The organism is Pectobacterium aroidearum (assembly GCF_041228105.1).
GTDB lineage: Bacteria > Pseudomonadota > Gammaproteobacteria > Enterobacterales > Enterobacteriaceae > Pectobacterium > Pectobacterium aroidearum.
This window is the reverse complement of sequence record NZ_CP166097.1, coordinates 1,993,249-2,010,108: the sequence shown is the minus strand read 5'-3', so window position 1 is coordinate 2,010,108 and position 16,860 is coordinate 1,993,249. Positions and strand designations below refer to the sequence as shown.

Genomic DNA, 16,860 nt, shown 5'->3' with positions numbered 1-16,860 from the left:
AAAACTACTTATAGTTCACCGCGATATCTATCGTGCGAACGCTGAATGTATGATTTATACGTCCATTTCCTGCAATGTAGTAGACAAAGCGAAACTCATTGTTAGCCGCCAGTCCCTCAAATGCCTGAGTTTGTCCATCACCACTTCCGCCTAAGTCAACACAACGCTGCGGTGTTTGTGAACAGAGCTTAACCGCAAGCCCTGTCGGTATCTCTGAATCAATAAGATGCCGCCAATATATTGTTGTGATAGTTTCCTCTGGCTTAACGGCAATGTTAGGCGTGAAAGCCGACGTGGTAACCATTTCACCACGGTAATCCAGCTTTATTCCGGCCATACTCCCGTTCCAACTGCCAGGTGTCGCAATAGCATAGAACGGAAGCGCCAGCACAGCGACCGACAAAAAACGCATCACCGCCCTCATTTCTGGGCTTCCCCTATAATCGATGTCATACGGATCTGGCGATGATCGCTGATTTCCAAATTAGATAGCACAGCCATGTTTGGCAAGCTGCGATGCAGGAAGCGAGCGAGCAAAGCACGTAAGGCATGGTTCACAAGCAGAACCGGTGGAGCACCTAGCATCTCCTGCCGCTGTAACGCTTGTTTCGCCTGTTCGAGCAGGCGATCGGCAAGCCCAGGCTCAAGGCCACCGCCCCCCTGAAGTGCCTGTAACAGAAGGCGTTCCAACGATCCTTCAAGGCCTATAACCTGAAGTTCGCTGTCTCCCGGGAACCACTGCTGAGTGATAGCACGTCCCAGAGCCACCCTCACTACCGTGGTGAGTTCATAAGGATCCGGCTGCACTGGCGCATGTTCAGCCAATGTCTCCATGATGGTACGCATATCCCTGATAGATACTCTCTCGCTAAGCAGATTTTGCAAGACCTTGTGCAACGTTGTTAGCGTCACGACACCAGGAATGAAATCTTCTGTCAGTTTTGGCATTTCCTGCGCAACGCGGTCCATCAATTGCTGCGCTTCTTGTCTTCCAAACAACTCACTGGCATGTAATGCAATTAAGTGGTTCAAATGTGTTGCCACCACCGTACTGGCCTCTACGACCGTAAACCCTTGAGCTTGGGCCTGTTCTTTCAGGGCATTATCAATCCAGACAGCCGGCAGCCCAAACGCAGGGTCTTGCGTGATATCACCAGACAAAGAACCAACCGCATTGCCCGGGTTGATCGCCATCCAACGCCCAGGATGAGCTTCACCGCTACCAACCTCAACACCTTTCATTAATATACGATAGCTGGCAGGCTGAAGCTCCAAATTATCCCGGATATGAACCACCGGCGGTAAATACCCCATTTCCTGAGCAAATTTCTTCCTGATACTACGAATCCTACCCAGCAGTTCACCATCTTGCTGTGCGTCGACCATTGGAATCAAGCGATAACCCACTTCCATACCTAGCGGATCTTCAAGCTGTACATCAGACCAGCTGGCTTCAATAACCTGATGTTTCTCCATTGCTGCGGGTGTTGGCTGCAACACAGGTTCTTTTTGCTGCTCACCGCGCATCCACCAGGCTAGCCCTAACAAAGATGCAGTGAATAACAGAAAGACAAAATTAGGCATACCGGGAACCAAGCCAATAAGCCCGATAACCGCCGCACTCAGTACCATAACCCGTGGATTGTTGAACAGTTGGGTGACCATCTGTTGGCCAACATCCTGATCGGTACTCACGCGAGTAACAATAACACCCGCTGCGGTAGAAATAATCAGAGCAGGAATCTGAGCAACCAGACCGTCACCGATGGTAAGCAGCGTATAGCTTTCTGCGGCCTGTCCTACCGGCATACCGTGTTGTACAACACCAACGATCAATCCGCCAATAACGTTAATGACCATGATAATCAGTCCGGCGATAGCATCACCGCGCACGAACTTACTGGCACCATCCATTGAACCGTAAAAATCAGACTCCTGCGTCACCTCAGCACGGCGTTTTTTCGCCTCTTCTTCACCAATTATCCCAGCATTAAGATCGGCATCGATCGCCATCTGCTTACCTGGCATACCGTCCAGCACAAAACGCGCGCCGACTTCGGCGATACGTCCGGCACCTTTGGTGATAACCATGAAGTTGATTAAGACAAGAATGATAAAGACCACAATACCTATGGCAAAATTTCCGCCAACCAGAAAGTGGCCAAATGCTTCAACGACCTTACCGGCAGCAGCGGTGCCCGTATGGCCTTCCAGTAAAATAATACGGGTAGACGCGACGTTGAGTGACAAACGCAGCAACGTAGAAAACAGCAGGATCGTAGGAAATGCAGCAAATTCCAGCGTCCGCTGCGTGAACATCGCAACCAGCAATACCATGATTGACAGTGCGATGTTAAAGGTAAATAGCAGATCCAGGATAAATGGCGGCAGCGGCAATACCATCATGGAAAGTATCAGCAGGATCAGTATAGGTCCGGCTAATATTTGCCATTGGGTACCTTTCATATTACTCGGTAAACGAAGCAAAGAGGCCAAATTAGCCATCAGTAGTATTCTCTTTAGCAAAATCCAGCGCATCAGGCACTGGTAAATGTTTCGGTTTTCTAGGAATTAATCCACCTTCGCGCTTCCAGCGTTTCAGTTGATAAACCCAAGCTAAGACTTCTGCAACAGCAGCATACAACGCAGCGGGAATGTGCTCTCCGATCTCTGAATGACGAAATAGCGCTCGAGCCAACGGGGGCGCTTCTAAAATAGGGACGCGATGCTCGGTCCCCAACTCACGAATACGCAAAGCGATCTCACCCGCACCTTTAGCCAACACTTTCGGTGCATTCATTTTTTTCTCATCATAACGTAATGCTACCGCATAATGCGTCGGGTTAGTGACTATCACATCAGCCTTAGGAACATCAGCCATCATTCTACGCTGAGCAATTGCTCTCTGCTGCTGACGAATACGGCCTTTAACATGAGGATCGCCTTCACTCTGTTTATGCTCGTCCCGAATTTCCTGCTTGCTCATCCGTAATTTTTTGATGTGGCTCCAGACTTGCCAAAACACATCAAAAGCGACCATAGGAATCAGGCCCATGATGATGAGAAAGCCACACATTACGGCCAACTCTAACGCATCACCTAACGCCGAAATCGGCGATTCGGATATTAAATGCAATATTTTTGGCCAGTTATGAATCAAGAACAGCGTACTAATGATCCCAACCATGACTGATTTTAATATTGCTTTAAAAAGCTCAGCTAGTGATTGAGCAGAAAACAACCGCTTCAGTCCAGAGATAGGATCTAATTTTTTAAAATTAACTTTTAATGATTTGGTACTAAATAGTACCCCGCCGAGCAGCAAAGGCGCAGACAGTGCAACCAACACAGCCCCGAACATAATGGGTATTAACGCCGACGCAGCCTGACGCAGTAATGAGCCAACATGCCGTAGCATTTGGGTGTCATCGCCGATCGTGGCGTAATCAAAATTTAACGACTGTGAGACAATTCTGGCCAATCGGCCAGCCATAGCATCGCCACCTATCCACAAAATAGCCAATCCTGCGACCATCATCAGAACAGAAGTCAGCTCTCGAGATCGTGGGATCTGGCCTTCTTCACGCGCCTTTTCCTCCTTTTGGGGAGTGGGGGCTTCTGTTTTTTCTAGATCGCTATCATCAGCCACTATGGCGTTCCTGTTACGACTTTCGGGATAGGAATTTGCTGCCTAGCATGACAAATACGGAAAAATTTTATGGCTGGAACAACGAGAAAAACCAACGCTTCTTTAACGAATAGTAAGGGGGAAAGGTGGGGAATATCGAATTTAGCTATTTATGGCCATAAGTACTGGCCATAAATAACCAGGCGATGGTGTTCATCATTTTTTCAAAAAAAGGAATCACTCCCTTTCTTGAAACAAGATGGATTAGAACCCAAGGCTATCCAGAAGATCATCAACCTGATCCTGATTGGCGACGATACCTGCTGCACCTTTATCCAACTGCGGCCCATTCAGCAGACCATCATTTGCACGCTTAGGTGCATCTGGTTTTTCTGGGATATTTTCCAGCAACACCATCAACAGTTGTTTTTCAATCTCCTGGACAACATCCATCATACGCTTGATGACCTGACCGGTAAGGTCCTGGAAATCCTGCGCCATCATGATTTCCAACAGTTGAGCGTTGGTAAATGAGGTATGCTGCGGTACATCTTCAAGATAGCTACGCGTATCCGTGACTAATTCACGCGCATCTGCCAGCTCGATTGGATTTTCAAACCACTCATCCCAACGAGCTTTCAGAGACTTAGCATCAGCTTCTAGTTGGTTTTGACGTGGCTGTGCAGCTTCTACGCAGCTCAGAGCGCGCTCTGCCGCTTGCGCAGTCATCTGGACAACATAGTCAAGGCGATCGCGGGCATCAGGAATAGCCTCTGCGGCTTCTGCTATCGCATTATCCAAACCCAGCTCTTTCAAGCTGTCGCGTAGCATACGAGTCAATTGGCCAATACGCGAAATGATCTCGGTTGCTGAAGCAGTGTCGTTCACGGACGGCATATGTGGCGTCATAAGATCCCCTTACATACCCAATTTTTCGAAAATCTTATTCAGTTTTTCTTCAAGGGTAGCTGCAGTAAATGGTTTAACTACATAGCCGCTAGCACCCGCTTGTGCTGCAGCGATAATGTTCTCTTTCTTCGCTTCCGCAGTTACCATCAGCACCGGAAGGCTGGAAAGCGAACCGTCAGCACGAATAGTCTGCAGCAGCTCCAGTCCATCCATGTTAGGCATATTCCAGTCAGAAATGACGAAATCAAAAGCACCAGCACGAAGCTTGTTCAGCGCATCAGCGCCATCCTCTGCTTCTTCTACGTTATTAAAGCCCAGTTCCTTCAGCAGGTTACGGACAATTCGGCGCATCGTCGAAAAATCATCCACTACCAGAAATCTGAGTTCTTTATCGGCCATACCTACTCCTAAAATATTTATTGCTCACCGAGAGCTGCTTATATACGTAATGCCTGTCCGGCAGAGATTTGTGCCAACATACGCTGGCTCACCTGGTGCAAATCCACCACTTCATCGACGCCACCCATAGCAATCGCTTCACGTGGCATCCCGAAAACCACACAACTTGCTTCATTTTGGGCCAGAGTATAAGCGCCAGCCTGATGGAGTTCCAACATACCAGCCGCCCCATCATTCCCCATTCCAGTAAGGATTACCCCTACAGCATTTCGCCCGGCGTATTGTGCAACCGAACGGAATAACACATCGACTGATGGACGATGTCGATTCACCGGAGGTCCATCATTTAAACGTACTTGGTAGTTTGCTCCACTACGCGCCAGTTCAAGATGGCGTGCTCCAGGGGCAATGTAGGCATGACCAGGAAGAACACGTTCCCCGTCTTCCGCTTCTTTCACCGTAATCTGGCACAGTTTGTTCAACCGCTCGGCGAAAGATTTCGTAAAGCCTGGTGGCATATGCTGTGTAATCAGTAATGCGGGGCTTGTCGGCGGCAGAGGCTGTAATACATGCCGTATCGCTTCCGTTCCCCCTGTTGATGCACCAATCGCGATCAATTTCTCACTACTGAGCAATGGCATATGCTGAATAATTTTTGTCGGCTCAGCCGCTGCACTACGCTGCGGCAGGCGAGCCTTCGCTGCCATGCGAATTTTTTCCGCAATCAGCTCGCTGTACGCCAGCATCCCCTCACGAATGCCTAACTGAGGCTTGGTGACAAAATCAATCGCACCAAGCTCCAAAGCACGAAGCGTGATTTCCGAACCTTTTCCCGTCAGGGACGACACCATGACGACAGGCATCGGGCGCAAACGCATCAGCTTTTCAAGAAAATCCAATCCATCCATACGCGGCATTTCAACATCCAGCGTTAATACTTGAGGATTGAATTTTTTAATCAAATCACGAGCAACTAATGGATCTGGCGCAGTTGCGACAACTTCCATATCAGAATGGCTATTAATTATTTCAGTCATGATCTGACGCATGAGGGCAGAATCATCAACGCATAATACTCTTATCTTGCTCATTATCTTTCCTTAGCCAGCCCGTATACAGTTTGCCCACGCAAATAGAATTCGCGACTGATCTGGCTGAAATTCTCTGAATGCCCGGCAAATAACAATCCCCCCGGCTTAAGCATCGGGACGAATCGGCGGAGAATACGCTCTTGAGTTTCTTTATCGAAATAAATCATTACATTACGACAAAAAATAGCATCGAATGGCGCGGGAACAGACCAATCAGGAGCGAGTAGATTTAGTTGTTGGAAATGCACCATTGACGCAAGCTCAGGACGAACACGAACCAAACCACTGTGTGGCCCAGTACCGCGTAAAAAGAATCGCTGTAGTTGCTGTGGAGAAAGAGAGCGCAACTCCTCCTGACGATAGATGCCAGCCGTTGCCTTTTCTAATACCTGGGTATCAATATCACTGGCCCATACCTGACATCCACTTGCTTTATTACCCAAAACTTCGGCAAGTGTCATGGCCAGCGAATAGGGTTCTTCCCCTGTAGAAGCCGCTGTACTCCAGATAGTGTAACCGTTTGGACGTTTTCTGGCATGCTCAGCCAATATAGGAAAATGGTGAGCTTCACGGAAAAATGCCGTTAGGTTAGTGGTTAACGCATTAACAAAGGCTTGCCATTCTGCACTGTTAGGATCTGACTCCAACAACGCTAAATACTGACCGAAATCATTAATTCCAAGCAAACGGAGACGTCTAACCAAACGGTTATAAACCATTTCGCGTTTGTGATCGGCCAGAACAATGCCGGCTCGCTGATATATTAATTGGCTGATGCGTCGGAAATGAGTGTCCGACAACGGCAACCGGTCAACCATCTGCGTCAGAATAGAGGCAGATTCAGGGCGATTTTGCGATGGTGTACTTTTCATATCAAACCGCTCGAATAGTGTTTTTTGCTATGGTTTTTTTCAATCTGAACTTTCCTTTACAGCTAACGCAGGTTTTTTATTGTCATTCGTCAATTGCTCATCGCATGGCGATTAAAACTGACACTGTATTGGTAATACACCCTACAAGTTCTGCAAACAAAACCAGTCAGTGTGTTAGTTCTACCAAAGCCACATGCTGTCGGGTGGCATTCTCCCTCTCATCACAGCTGCGCTACCTGCTTTATTCTTTGGCTTTAATACCAAAGCCAGCCTCACCCCATCATATCCATAACATAAGTTACAGATTGAACAATACCATGAATTATCCTGCTTCAAAGCACCAAGTGCTATATCACTTATAAAACCCCAAGCATGCAGAGATAAATTACTCACCTATTCATTTTTTAAATTATGGCGAGTAAGCGAGCACCCAGCCACCTACTCGTAAGCGGCTGGGAATTGGCTCAGTAACACGTCCTACAGCTTGGTTATTTATAGCCTATAGACGGCTCCTTATCAGAACGTTTCCCAATTATCATTGGATAAACCTTCTTTTGCTTTCTTGCCGCCATTCGCTGATGGCGCCAGCAATACAGGTTTTTGGCCCGTCGCTGCTGGTGTCGTTCTTCTAAAAGAACCCGCATCTTCAGACAGGCGGAATACCGCAACAGCCTGATTCAACACTTTCACTTGTTCTTCCAGAGCAACCGCTGCGGCCGCAGACTCTTCAACCAAGGAGGCGTTTTGTTGCGTTACGCGATCCATTTCAGTTACAGCCTGACCAACCTGATCGATCCCTTTACTTTGCTCATCTGAAGCTGAGGCAATTTCGCCCATGATGTCTGTTACACGAGTAACCGCACTGACGATTTCTCCCATCGTCTCGCCCGCACTCTCAACCAGCACAGAACCTTCATCGACCCGACTGACAGAATCTTCAATCAAACTTTTAATTTCTTTCGCAGCTTGCGCACTACGCTGTGCCAAATTACGCACTTCGCCTGCAACAACCGCAAATCCACGGCCTTGCTCCCCTGCTCTGGCCGCTTCAACCGCCGCATTCAGCGCAAGAATGTTGGTTTGGAAAGCAATACCATCAATCACACTAGTAATATCGGCAATTTTTTGCGAACTTCCAGCGATATTGTGCATGGTTTTGACAACATTATCGACGACCTTGCCGCCCTTCTGTGCCGTCTCTGACGCACTCAGAGCCAACTGGCTGGCCTGACGGGCGTTTTCCGCATTCTGTTTAACGGTTGCGGTCAACTGTTCCATACTTGCCGCTGTTTCTTCTAACGAAGCAGCTTGCTGCTCGGTACGTGAAGAAAGGTCGTTATTTCCAGCACTAATCTCTGTTGCGCCAGTATAAATCGCATCAGCGCCTTGTCGAACAGCACTAACCGTTGCAACAAACTCACTTTGCATATGACGAATACTGTCAGCCAGAATTCCCATTTCATTACTGCTGTGAAAGTGGGTTGTTTTTGTCAAATCACCTTTTGCAATATGACGAATGTGTTCAACAATATTATTTAGCGGCCTAATTAGTAGTTGTTGAATACCAATCCAGGAAACCAGAGCTACCGCAAAAACCAGCACAACAATGAAACCAAGGATCCAAAGCGCCGAGTCATAAGCTTCGTTGTTTTTCGCTATACCGGCCTGATAAAGTTTATCGCTTTCCGCTTTATAGGCGTAATACGCTTTTTCAAAGTTATCCTGGAAACTTTGTGTCGGTTGCTCAACAAACTTCTTAAATTCCCCTGCATTCAAAAACTGAATTAATTCCGTTAATGCGCCATTCAAAGCCACATAATTCTCTTTTACGCCCCGAGTAACGGCTTCATCCTGGCGTGCGTCCTGCGGCACTTTCTCATAGCGGGAGAAAAAATCGTTTGCCACAACCAGTTGTTTTTGAGCTGAAACCAGAAGCTCTTTACCACCAGCACCAGCACCGGTACCACTCGCATCAAGAGCAAAACGCGTACCTGCCCGGTTAAGGGTATTACGGGTCTGTAATAAATATGACCATGCTGAATCCAGTTCAGAACGCTTTTGGTTAATAATCTGCGTTGAGCTGAAGATATCCTTATCATTTTTTAATGCACTAAAGAATAAACCACCAGAAATAAGCTGAAGTGCCCCAAACAACACCAGTACAAGCATCAGACCTGTAACAACTTTTATACGGTTAAACATATAACGCCTTTTGAGTAGACCAACCACCGATGATATCGGCACTATTCTGGATATCTTTACGAATTTCTGAACTGACAAGGATATGACTAAGGAAGGTTTTCGGGGCCACTTTCGTAGCCCCTGAAGGCCGATGGATTAGACTTTTAATACGCTATCAACCAGCGCCATTTCTTCGCTGCTCAACAGTTTTTCGATATCAACCAGAATCAGCATTCTCTCGCCTAAAGAGCCCAAACCAGTCAGGTATTCTGTTGACAGAGTTACGGCAAACTCCGGCGCAGGGCGAATTTGATCTGCGGTCAATGACAACACATCAGACACGCCATCGACGACAATACCTACGACACGCTGACCAAGATTCAGAACAATAACAACCGTGTTGTCATCGTATTCAACATCCTGCTTGGCGAATTTAATGCGCAAGTCAACGATCGGTACAATGACACCGCGTAGATTGGTGACACCTTTGATGAAGGAAGGCGTGTTGGCAATGCGCGTTACCTGGTCATAACCGCGAATTTCTTGTACTTTTAAAATATCAACGCCGTACTCTTCGTCACCCAGCGTAAAAATCAGGAATTCCTGTCCTACTGTTTCGCCAGTTAATTTCGTGACGCTTGCAAGTCCAGTCATGTTTTCCACCCTTTATTAACGATCTGTTTTATTAAGCAGCAGTTTCAACCACACGCTTTTCACGATTAAGCGCTTGTAACGCTGAAACATCCACAATCAGCGCAACGCTACCATCACCAAGAATGGTAGCGGCTGAAACGCCTGGTACCTTGCGATAATTACTTTCCAGGTTTTTAACGACGACCTGATGTTGCCCAATCAACTGATCGACCAACAAGGCGTAACGCCGTCCCGCACTCTGCAGGATAACGACGATTCCCTGTGTAGCATCCGTTTTAGCGCCATCCACATCAAAAATATGGAATAGCTCAACGAGAGGTAAATATTCACCACGAACCTGTAGTACACGCTCGCCACCGGCTAATGGATACAAATCCTCCGACTGAGGCTGCAGGGATTCCATCACAGCATTAAGCGGTAGAATAAAGACTTCATTGTTAACTTTAACGGACATACCATCGAGGATGGCTAACGTTAATGGCAACAAGATTCTGATAGTTGTACCTTTCCCAGCCTGGAAGTGGATTTCGACATGCCCACCCATTTCCTGGATATTTCGCTTAACTACGTCCATGCCGACACCGCGACCAGAAACGTCTGTGACCTTCTCAGCCGTGGAGAAACCAGGAGCAAAAATCAACATACCGACTTCTTCATCAGACATTGTGTCGCTCACGGCCAATCCTTGAGACAGCGCCTTAGCCAGAATTCTTTCGCGGTTGAGCCCAGCTCCATCATCGATAACTTCAATACAGATGTTACCGCCCTGATGTTCCGCGGAAAGCGTCAGGTTACCTACTGCAGATTTACCTGCAGCAACGCGTTTATCTGGCGATTCGATACCGTGATCGAGGCTGTTACGCACCAAGTGAGTAAGAGGATCGATAATACGTTCGATCAAACTCTTATCCAATTCAGTCGAACTCCCCATGAGCGTCAGCTCGACCTGCTTATCCAATTTGGCAGCCAAGTCACGAACCAAGCGAGGGAAACGGCTAAACACATATTCCATCGGCATCATACGGATGGACATAACCGACTCTTGCAAATCGCGAGCGTTACGTTCCAACTGCCCCATGCTGTTAAGCAGATCGCCATGCGCCACAGGATCGAGTTCGCTTGAGCGCTGTGCCAGCATCGATTGCGTAATGACTAACTCACCAACGAGGTTGATAAGCTGGTCAACTTTCTCAACCGCTACACGAATACTGGTATCACCGGTTTTTGCTTTATTTTTTCCATTTTCCGGTGCAGCTTGCGGTTTTGCAGCAGTTGGCGCAGACGGTGCAACTGGAGCTACCGGGGCTGGGGCTGGCGCTTCAACAACAGCCAATGTCTCTACAACTTCAGCAACGACAGGTTGGCTAGCTACGGCAGACTTGAAGCTGATTTGCTCAGGTTCAAGAACAAAACACAGCACGGCACTAATATCGTCTTCACTTTCCGAAGTAACCAATGTCACTTCTACGCTAGTGTCAGTCTGGTGAGGATCTTTAACGGTTCCCAGATTACCAAGCTCTTCCAGCATTTGAGGTATTTCCTGGGATTTCAGGCCGGTTAATGCGATACGCATTTCACCTTTACCTACAGCGTTAGATGCTGGGCTGGTAGTGTGCTGTGTTCCAACTGGAGCCTCAGCCTGGGTGACGTCACCATCAGCTTTAGACTCCAGGGCGAGCTGGCGCAGAGCCTGACAGATATACTCAAAGCTTTCGGCATTGGGTTCCTGCGCGGTTTTATAAGCGTCCAACTGATCCTGCATAATGTCTTTTGTTTCCAGAAACAGGTTGATGATATCAGTGCTAAGACGCATTTCTCCACGTCTTGCCCCATCGAGTAGGTTTTCTAAAATGTGTGTAGTTTCTTGTAATACTTTAAAACCGAACGTACCTGCGCCCCCTTTTATGGAGTGAGCCGCTCGGAAAATTGCATTCAATTGCTCTGTATCAGGCTCCGACGGATCCAACAATAATAAATGTTGTTCCATATCTGCCAGTAATTCATCTGCTTCATCAAAGAAAGTTTGATAGAAAGCACTCATGTCCATGCTCACGTGGTCACCTCTGCTGTGAATCGCGGCTTATTGAGAAGGCGTCGCCTGACTATCGGGCGCAGCAGGCAACGCAGTGGTTGGCTGTTGACGCTCTGGAGCAGGAACTCCATTAGTTGGTTGTGGCGATGCCCCACCACTCCCACTCGTATTATTATCACTATTTTCGGCAGCCGGAGTGGTAGGTTTAGGCTTATCCAACTCCATATTTTGTAAATTTTCCGCCTTGTCTATATTTACAGCAGAGCTTTCTGCATTTTCTTCTTCAATATCCTTTTGAGCTTGTCTGCTCAATACCAGCAGACTGATGCGTCGGTTAATCGCATCATTTCCACCTGTCGCCTGTTTGAGGTTCATTGTCGCAGCCATGCCCACAACGCGCAAAACTTTTCCATCAGACAAACCACCAAAAATAAGCTCTCGGCGCGATGCATTAGCACGATCTGCGGACAGTTCCCAGTTACTATAACCACGTTCCCCCGTCGTATACTGAACATCATCGGTATGGCCTGAAATACTCAGTTTATTGGGGAAATCGTTCAGAATAGGCGCTATAGCACGCAGAATATCGCGCATATAAGGTTCAACCTGTGCGCTTCCGGTTTTAAACATTGGGCGATTTTGACTATCGATGATTTGGATACGTAACCCTTCATCGATCATTTCAATTAACAGATGTGGACGAAGTGCGCGCAGCCGTGGATCGGCCTCAATTAACTGATCCAGACGCTCACGCAATCTGTTGAGTCGAACCTCATCCAGCTTCTTTTCCACGTTATCTGTTTTGATGGCCTTTTTCACTTCACCATCTTGCTGGGTTGGATCGTTTCCTCCGCCCGGGATCGGGCTGGAACTGTCACTTGATTTAGAGCCTGACGTTAGCGCAACCTTTAGTGGAGTTCGAAAATACTCTGCGATTTGGGCCAGCTGCATTGGCGTAGAAATTGCGATAAGCCACATTACAAGAAACAATGCCATCATTGCTGTCATGAAGTCAGCGTAGGCAATCTTCCAGGAGCCACCATGGTGGCCCCCATGTCCAGACTTACGCTTTTTGCGAATAATGGGATGCTGATGTTTCATGCGTTACTGTCCGACGCTTGCTGAGTCGGCGATTTCACACGACGAATGTGTTCTTCCAATTCGGTAAAGGAAGGACGCTCCGTTGAGTACAGCGTTTTACGACCAAATTCAACGGCAATTTGCGGAGCATAGCCATTAAGGCTCGACAGCAAAGTGACTTTAATACACTGTAATACTTTGATTTTTTCTGCATTCTTCTGGCGCAATAAAGCCGCCAATGGCGAAACAAAGCCGTAAGCAAGGAGGATACCCAAGAAGGTTCCCACCATAGCATGAGCGATCATCATCCCCAGCTCAGCAGCAGGTCGATCAACATAAGCTAGTGAGTGAACAACACCCATAACAGCGGCTACGATACCAAATGCCGGAAGACCATCCCCCATTAGCGTCAAGCTCGTCGCAGGCACTTCGCTTTCATGTTCAATCGTTTCGATCTCTTCATCCATCAGCGTTTCAATCTCAAACGCATTCATGTTGCCGCTGACCATCAAACGCAAATAATCGGTAATAAATTCAACGACGGTGTTGTCAGCAAGGATATTCGGGTAGCTTGAGAAGATCTCGCTCTCACGAGGATTATCAATATCAAATTCCAGGGAAAGCATGCCTTGCTGGCGGGATTTGGCCATCACACGAAAGAGTAAGGCCATGAGATCCATATACAATGCTTTATTATACTTGGAGCTTTTGACCAAAAGAGGTAATGCGCGTAGTGTTGCTTTTATCGCCTTTCCATTGTTACCAACGATGAAAGCACCTACCGCCGCACCACCGATAATCAACAGCTCCGAAGGTTGATAAAGCGCACCCAAGGCCCCACCGACCATGAGATAACCGCCGAGTATCGAGGCCACAATTACGATATAACCCAATATAACCAGCACAAGAAATCCTTATAATAAAAAAGGTGGGCGGAGAGTGAGATAAAACTGCGGAGCCGTAGCCAGGACGTTCTTGAAGGAGAAATCTATCACTGCCTTCACAACCAACAGTGATAGATTCACAAATCGCTACAGGCTCAGACTGCGTGTTTTACCTGTTCATCCAGCAGTTGAGGTATTATATCGGCAAGATTTTGCGAAAGTTTACGCTTTTTTACTGCTCTGGAAGGGGGTTGGCACAAACTACAAACAAAGCTGTTTTTAGGTTGATGAGCGTGAGTAATGAACATCCCTTTGCAGCAATTGCATGACGACAGTTGCAGCATACCGCTGTCAACAAACCGGACTAATGTCCAGGCTCGCGTCAATGCCAACAGTGGAGAGTCGCTCTGCGGCGCACACTGTTCGAGATAAAGCCGGTAAGATTTAATAACCGCTTCAACACCACTGCACTGCCCATTCTTGATTAAAAAGCTGTATGCGTTGTAGAACATTGATGAATGAATATTCTGTTCCCAGGTCATAAACCAATCCGTTGAAAAAGGTAGCATTCCCTTTGGCGGCGGACTTCCTCTCAGTTCTTTGTACAGTTTAATCAAACGTCCGCGGCTTAACTGAGTTTCACTTTCTAACATCTGTAAACGAGCACCAAGCGAAATGAGCTCCATTGCTAATTGGATATCTTTCGCTTCCTGAACAATACTTTTCTCCGCCATTACTTATGCCCTTTTCTTAGGCAGGTTTTCTTCTTTCGAAGTTAACTGTTGTAATAAGTGACTCGACAACAGAATCCCGGTATGAATTTGCTGTAAATCATCCACACGTGATTCCTGAGTCAACACTTTGATTGTATTGTGATCGTTAAAACGGAAATGGCATATCAATTGGTTAGTTTCTGCCAACTTCACCATCTGCGGTAAAGTCAGTTGCATCAAGGTATCTGCCATCTCGTCATTGATTCCAAGACGGAACATCGCAGAAGCTTTTTCATCATTAATTAAGCGTTGCGCCAGTAACAAATAAGACAGATTAATGTCATAAATGTGTTTGAGTAATTCAGAGGTACCCATATTTCCCATCCCGACAGGCTATGTTTAAAACATAAGTTAGGTGATAGACCATATCGCCCAGTTCGAAAATCACTCTCCATTGATGGCATAAAAAACTATCGGTGCCAGATACTGCGAGTTACTACTTTATCATTTCTTATTCGGGCAATCGTTACTTGCCAACTTTACGCATCACGCTGCGAATCCGTTCATCCGTTGCTTTTTAGTCACATCCTGAAGACCCACTCCAACCAAAGCATAGGATTAATCCTAAAACAGCGCAACTGTACCGCCTAATCCGTAGCACATACAACGCGGCTGAAGAATGATTTTGGCCATTATGTGATACAGATCACATAAATGAAAGCATTATGAGCCAAAGCCCGTCTGGTCAGATCACTTTTGCGCCTATTTTTACGCCAAAAACGCGCACCAAACGTTACAAAAAAGATCATTGAAAAGGATCAAAAAGAAACGATTTGCTTGCTATATAAATGATAGATATACAAAAAATTCATTACGTCTAAGATGCATACCGCTATGTAAGTTTATACCTTTCACGAAAAACTTACACTTTTTACCCAAAAAACTCTTAAACGCATGTTCTGAAGCAAAATTTATCTATCTTCTGCCGAAGCACAGCCGCAATGACAACAAAGCATAGAAGTATGACATAAAAAGGAAGGAAATAAGATATTTCATTGATATTAAAGAAATTAATGAGACATTGGGGTTAGTTGCAGACGCGATAGCGTGAAGTCGTTCTACTCTCAAACTTCACGCTACAGGCAGCGTCTTTAGGACAATATGCGGACTGGATGACGGAGGTACTTAGCGAGCGCTTTTCACCACTCGGTTAACCAACCAAATACCTGAACAAACCAAGACAAGTGCAAAGAAATATTTCCACTCTAGGATGCTTTCATTAAGGAACAGCGCTGAAAGCAGCGTACCAGATACCGGGATGAGGAAATTAAATGGTGCGACCATACCAACTCGATTATATTTCAGCAATTGGCTCCATAATGAAAAAGCGACAGAAGAGAGCAAAATAAGATAGCCCAGCATCAGCACAGCTTTCCAATCAGGTATGATGAGTGTTCCACCTGTACAGTACCCCGATATCGTTAAAATGATCCCACCAATAGCCAATTGATAACCTGTCATTACAGTTGGATCCATGGTTTGCGATATCCGCTTACCATATATAGTAGATGCAGACAAAATAAATGCGGCAATAACAACGAACCCATCACCTAACAACGTAAAACTGGTGCTCATGCCGTTACTGTTGATATTAACGACCATCACACCGACAAAGCCTAATATACAACCCACTAGCTTGTTGATATTTAATTTATCATTCTGGTACAAATAATGAGCAAGCAGCACGCTAAAAAAAGTACTGGTTGCATTCATGATCGAGCCTTTAACGCCTGTGGTATAAGCCAGACCGATATAGAAAAAAACATACTGCAATGATGTCTGGAATATTCCCAGGATGCTCAACTGGACTAACTGCCCACGCTGAAAACGCCCGATAGACCGCCCGCTTAACACAGCCAGCACTAACAGCAACAGCCCGGCGAAGGCGAACCGGTAGCCTGCAAAAACGAGTTTTCCAGGAATATCATTATCTGCAATGTGAAACAGTTCATAACCATTTTTAATTGCCGGATAAGCACTTCCCCAGAGCAAACAGCATAATGTGGCGACAAAAAAAACAATTTTTTTATCAGAAAAAAAATGCGTGTGCTTTTCCAAGAAAAATTCCTCCGAAGATAGAGCCGACATAATAGCGTTGAACCCCAGACAAATAAAGTTAGGAAACCAGACTCTTTATTTTTTATTATCAATCTGTATGATTTCGCATCACGTATTTCTCTTTTCTTTTTAAAGAGTTAAAAACGTGATCGGGATCGCACCGAATTTGATTAAGGTTTCTCAATATATGCCGATTATCTTTTACATTGGTTGTTTAGCTAATGGCTTGTCATTAATGTAGACACTAAAACCTAAACGCCGATGCCACTACTAGTGGCATGGTAAATCATAAATTCCTG

General features: G+C 46.3%; 15 protein-coding genes. All 15 read right to left on the bottom strand.

The genetic code is table 11. From position 1 onward, the window contains the following. Positions 1-4: 4 nt before the first annotated feature. On the bottom strand, positions 5-424 hold the full coding sequence (locus AB8809_RS09255; RefSeq protein WP_349856126.1) for a flagellar protein FlhE: 420 nt from the start codon (positions 422-424) through the stop codon (positions 5-7). Beyond that, entirely contained in the window at positions 421-2,505 is a 2,085-nt protein-coding gene (flhA, locus tag AB8809_RS09250) for a flagellar biosynthesis protein FlhA (protein ID WP_349856127.1), read from the bottom strand. The genes AB8809_RS09255 and flhA overlap by 4 nt, the downstream gene beginning before the upstream one ends. After that, positions 2,498-3,649: a flagellar biosynthesis protein FlhB gene (gene flhB, locus AB8809_RS09245; RefSeq protein WP_015840807.1), complete on the bottom strand. Its 1,152-nt coding sequence runs from the start codon at positions 3,647-3,649 to the stop codon at positions 2,498-2,500. Before flhB ends, flhA begins: the two co-directional genes overlap by 8 nt. Positions 3,650-3,892: 243 nt before the next feature. Next, positions 3,893-4,537 (bottom strand): protein phosphatase CheZ, encoded by a 645-nt coding sequence (gene cheZ, locus AB8809_RS09240; protein WP_015840808.1) that lies wholly within the window; start codon positions 4,535-4,537, stop codon positions 3,893-3,895. A gap of 9 nt (positions 4,538-4,546) precedes the next feature. After that, positions 4,547-4,936, bottom strand: a complete 390-nt coding sequence (gene cheY / locus AB8809_RS09235; RefSeq protein WP_015840809.1) for a chemotaxis response regulator CheY — start codon at positions 4,934-4,936, stop codon at positions 4,547-4,549. A gap of 38 nt (positions 4,937-4,974) precedes the next feature. Next, on the bottom strand, positions 4,975-6,027 hold the full coding sequence (locus AB8809_RS09230) for a chemotaxis response regulator protein-glutamate methylesterase (protein ID WP_015840810.1): 1,053 nt from the start codon (positions 6,025-6,027) through the stop codon (positions 4,975-4,977). Further along, the gene (cheR, locus tag AB8809_RS09225) at positions 6,027-6,899 is read right to left on the bottom strand and encodes a protein-glutamate O-methyltransferase CheR (protein ID WP_014915918.1); all 873 of its coding nucleotides are present in this window, start codon (positions 6,897-6,899) and stop codon (positions 6,027-6,029) included. The genes AB8809_RS09230 and cheR overlap by 1 nt, the downstream gene beginning before the upstream one ends. A 516-nt stretch (positions 6,900-7,415) precedes the next feature. Then, entirely contained in the window at positions 7,416-9,101 is a 1,686-nt protein-coding gene (locus AB8809_RS09220) for a methyl-accepting chemotaxis protein (RefSeq protein WP_225182372.1), read from the bottom strand. Between the two features lie 135 nt (positions 9,102-9,236). Then, positions 9,237-9,734 carry a chemotaxis protein CheW gene (gene cheW, locus AB8809_RS09215; protein WP_010279509.1) on the bottom strand — a complete coding sequence of 166 codons (498 nt, stop codon included), beginning with the start codon at positions 9,732-9,734 and terminating at the stop codon, positions 9,237-9,239. A gap of 31 nt (positions 9,735-9,765) precedes the next feature. Then, positions 9,766-11,781, bottom strand: coding sequence for a chemotaxis protein CheA (gene cheA / locus AB8809_RS09210; protein WP_228484003.1), 2,016 nt, complete (start codon positions 11,779-11,781; stop codon positions 9,766-9,768). A 33-nt stretch (positions 11,782-11,814) separates the two neighbouring features. Next, a complete protein-coding gene (gene motB / locus AB8809_RS09205) occupies positions 11,815-12,867 on the bottom strand; it encodes a flagellar motor protein MotB (RefSeq protein ID WP_180777781.1) in 1,053 nt (350 codons plus the stop codon). Continuing rightward, positions 12,864-13,751 (bottom strand): flagellar motor stator protein MotA, encoded by an 888-nt coding sequence (motA, locus tag AB8809_RS09200; protein ID WP_015840814.1) that lies wholly within the window; start codon positions 13,749-13,751, stop codon positions 12,864-12,866. Before motA ends, motB begins: the two co-directional genes overlap by 4 nt. A gap of 134 nt (positions 13,752-13,885) precedes the next feature. Beyond that, on the bottom strand, positions 13,886-14,464 hold the full coding sequence (gene flhC / locus AB8809_RS09195; RefSeq protein WP_015840815.1) for a flagellar transcriptional regulator FlhC: 579 nt from the start codon (positions 14,462-14,464) through the stop codon (positions 13,886-13,888). A 3-nt stretch (positions 14,465-14,467) separates the two neighbouring features. Next, a complete protein-coding gene (gene flhD, locus AB8809_RS09190; protein WP_015840816.1) occupies positions 14,468-14,818 on the bottom strand; it encodes a flagellar transcriptional regulator FlhD in 351 nt (116 codons plus the stop codon). Between the two features lie 810 nt (positions 14,819-15,628). Beyond that, positions 15,629-16,561 carry a DMT family transporter gene (locus AB8809_RS09185; RefSeq protein WP_015840817.1) on the bottom strand — a complete coding sequence of 311 codons (933 nt, stop codon included), beginning with the start codon at positions 16,559-16,561 and terminating at the stop codon, positions 15,629-15,631. Between the last annotated feature and the right edge of the window lie 299 nt (positions 16,562-16,860).

Coding starts and splice junctions, on each gene's coding strand:
- AB8809_RS09255 (WP_349856126.1), bottom strand. CDS start 424: ATGAGGGCGGTGATGCGTTTTTTGTCGGTCGCTGTGCTGGCGCTTCCG.
- flhA (WP_349856127.1), bottom strand. CDS start 2,505: ATGGCTAATTTGGCCTCTTTGCTTCGTTTACCGAGTAATATGAAAGGT.
- cheZ (WP_015840808.1), bottom strand. CDS start 4,537: ATGACGCCACATATGCCGTCCGTGAACGACACTGCTTCAGCAACCGAG.
- cheY (WP_015840809.1), bottom strand. CDS start 4,936: ATGGCCGATAAAGAACTCAGATTTCTGGTAGTGGATGATTTTTCGACG.
- AB8809_RS09230 (WP_015840810.1), bottom strand. CDS start 6,027: ATGAGCAAGATAAGAGTATTATGCGTTGATGATTCTGCCCTCATGCGT.
- cheR (WP_014915918.1), bottom strand. CDS start 6,899: ATGAAAAGTACACCATCGCAAAATCGCCCTGAATCTGCCTCTATTCTG.
- AB8809_RS09220 (WP_225182372.1), bottom strand. CDS start 9,101: ATGTTTAACCGTATAAAAGTTGTTACAGGTCTGATGCTTGTACTGGTG.
- cheW (WP_010279509.1), bottom strand. CDS start 9,734: ATGACTGGACTTGCAAGCGTCACGAAATTAACTGGCGAAACAGTAGGA.
- cheA (WP_228484003.1), bottom strand. CDS start 11,781: ATGGACATGAGTGCTTTCTATCAAACTTTCTTTGATGAAGCAGATGAA.
- motB (WP_180777781.1), bottom strand. CDS start 12,867: ATGAAACATCAGCATCCCATTATTCGCAAAAAGCGTAAGTCTGGACAT.
- flhC (WP_015840815.1), bottom strand. CDS start 14,464: ATGGCGGAGAAAAGTATTGTTCAGGAAGCGAAAGATATCCAATTAGCA.
- flhD (WP_015840816.1), bottom strand. CDS start 14,818: ATGGGTACCTCTGAATTACTCAAACACATTTATGACATTAATCTGTCT.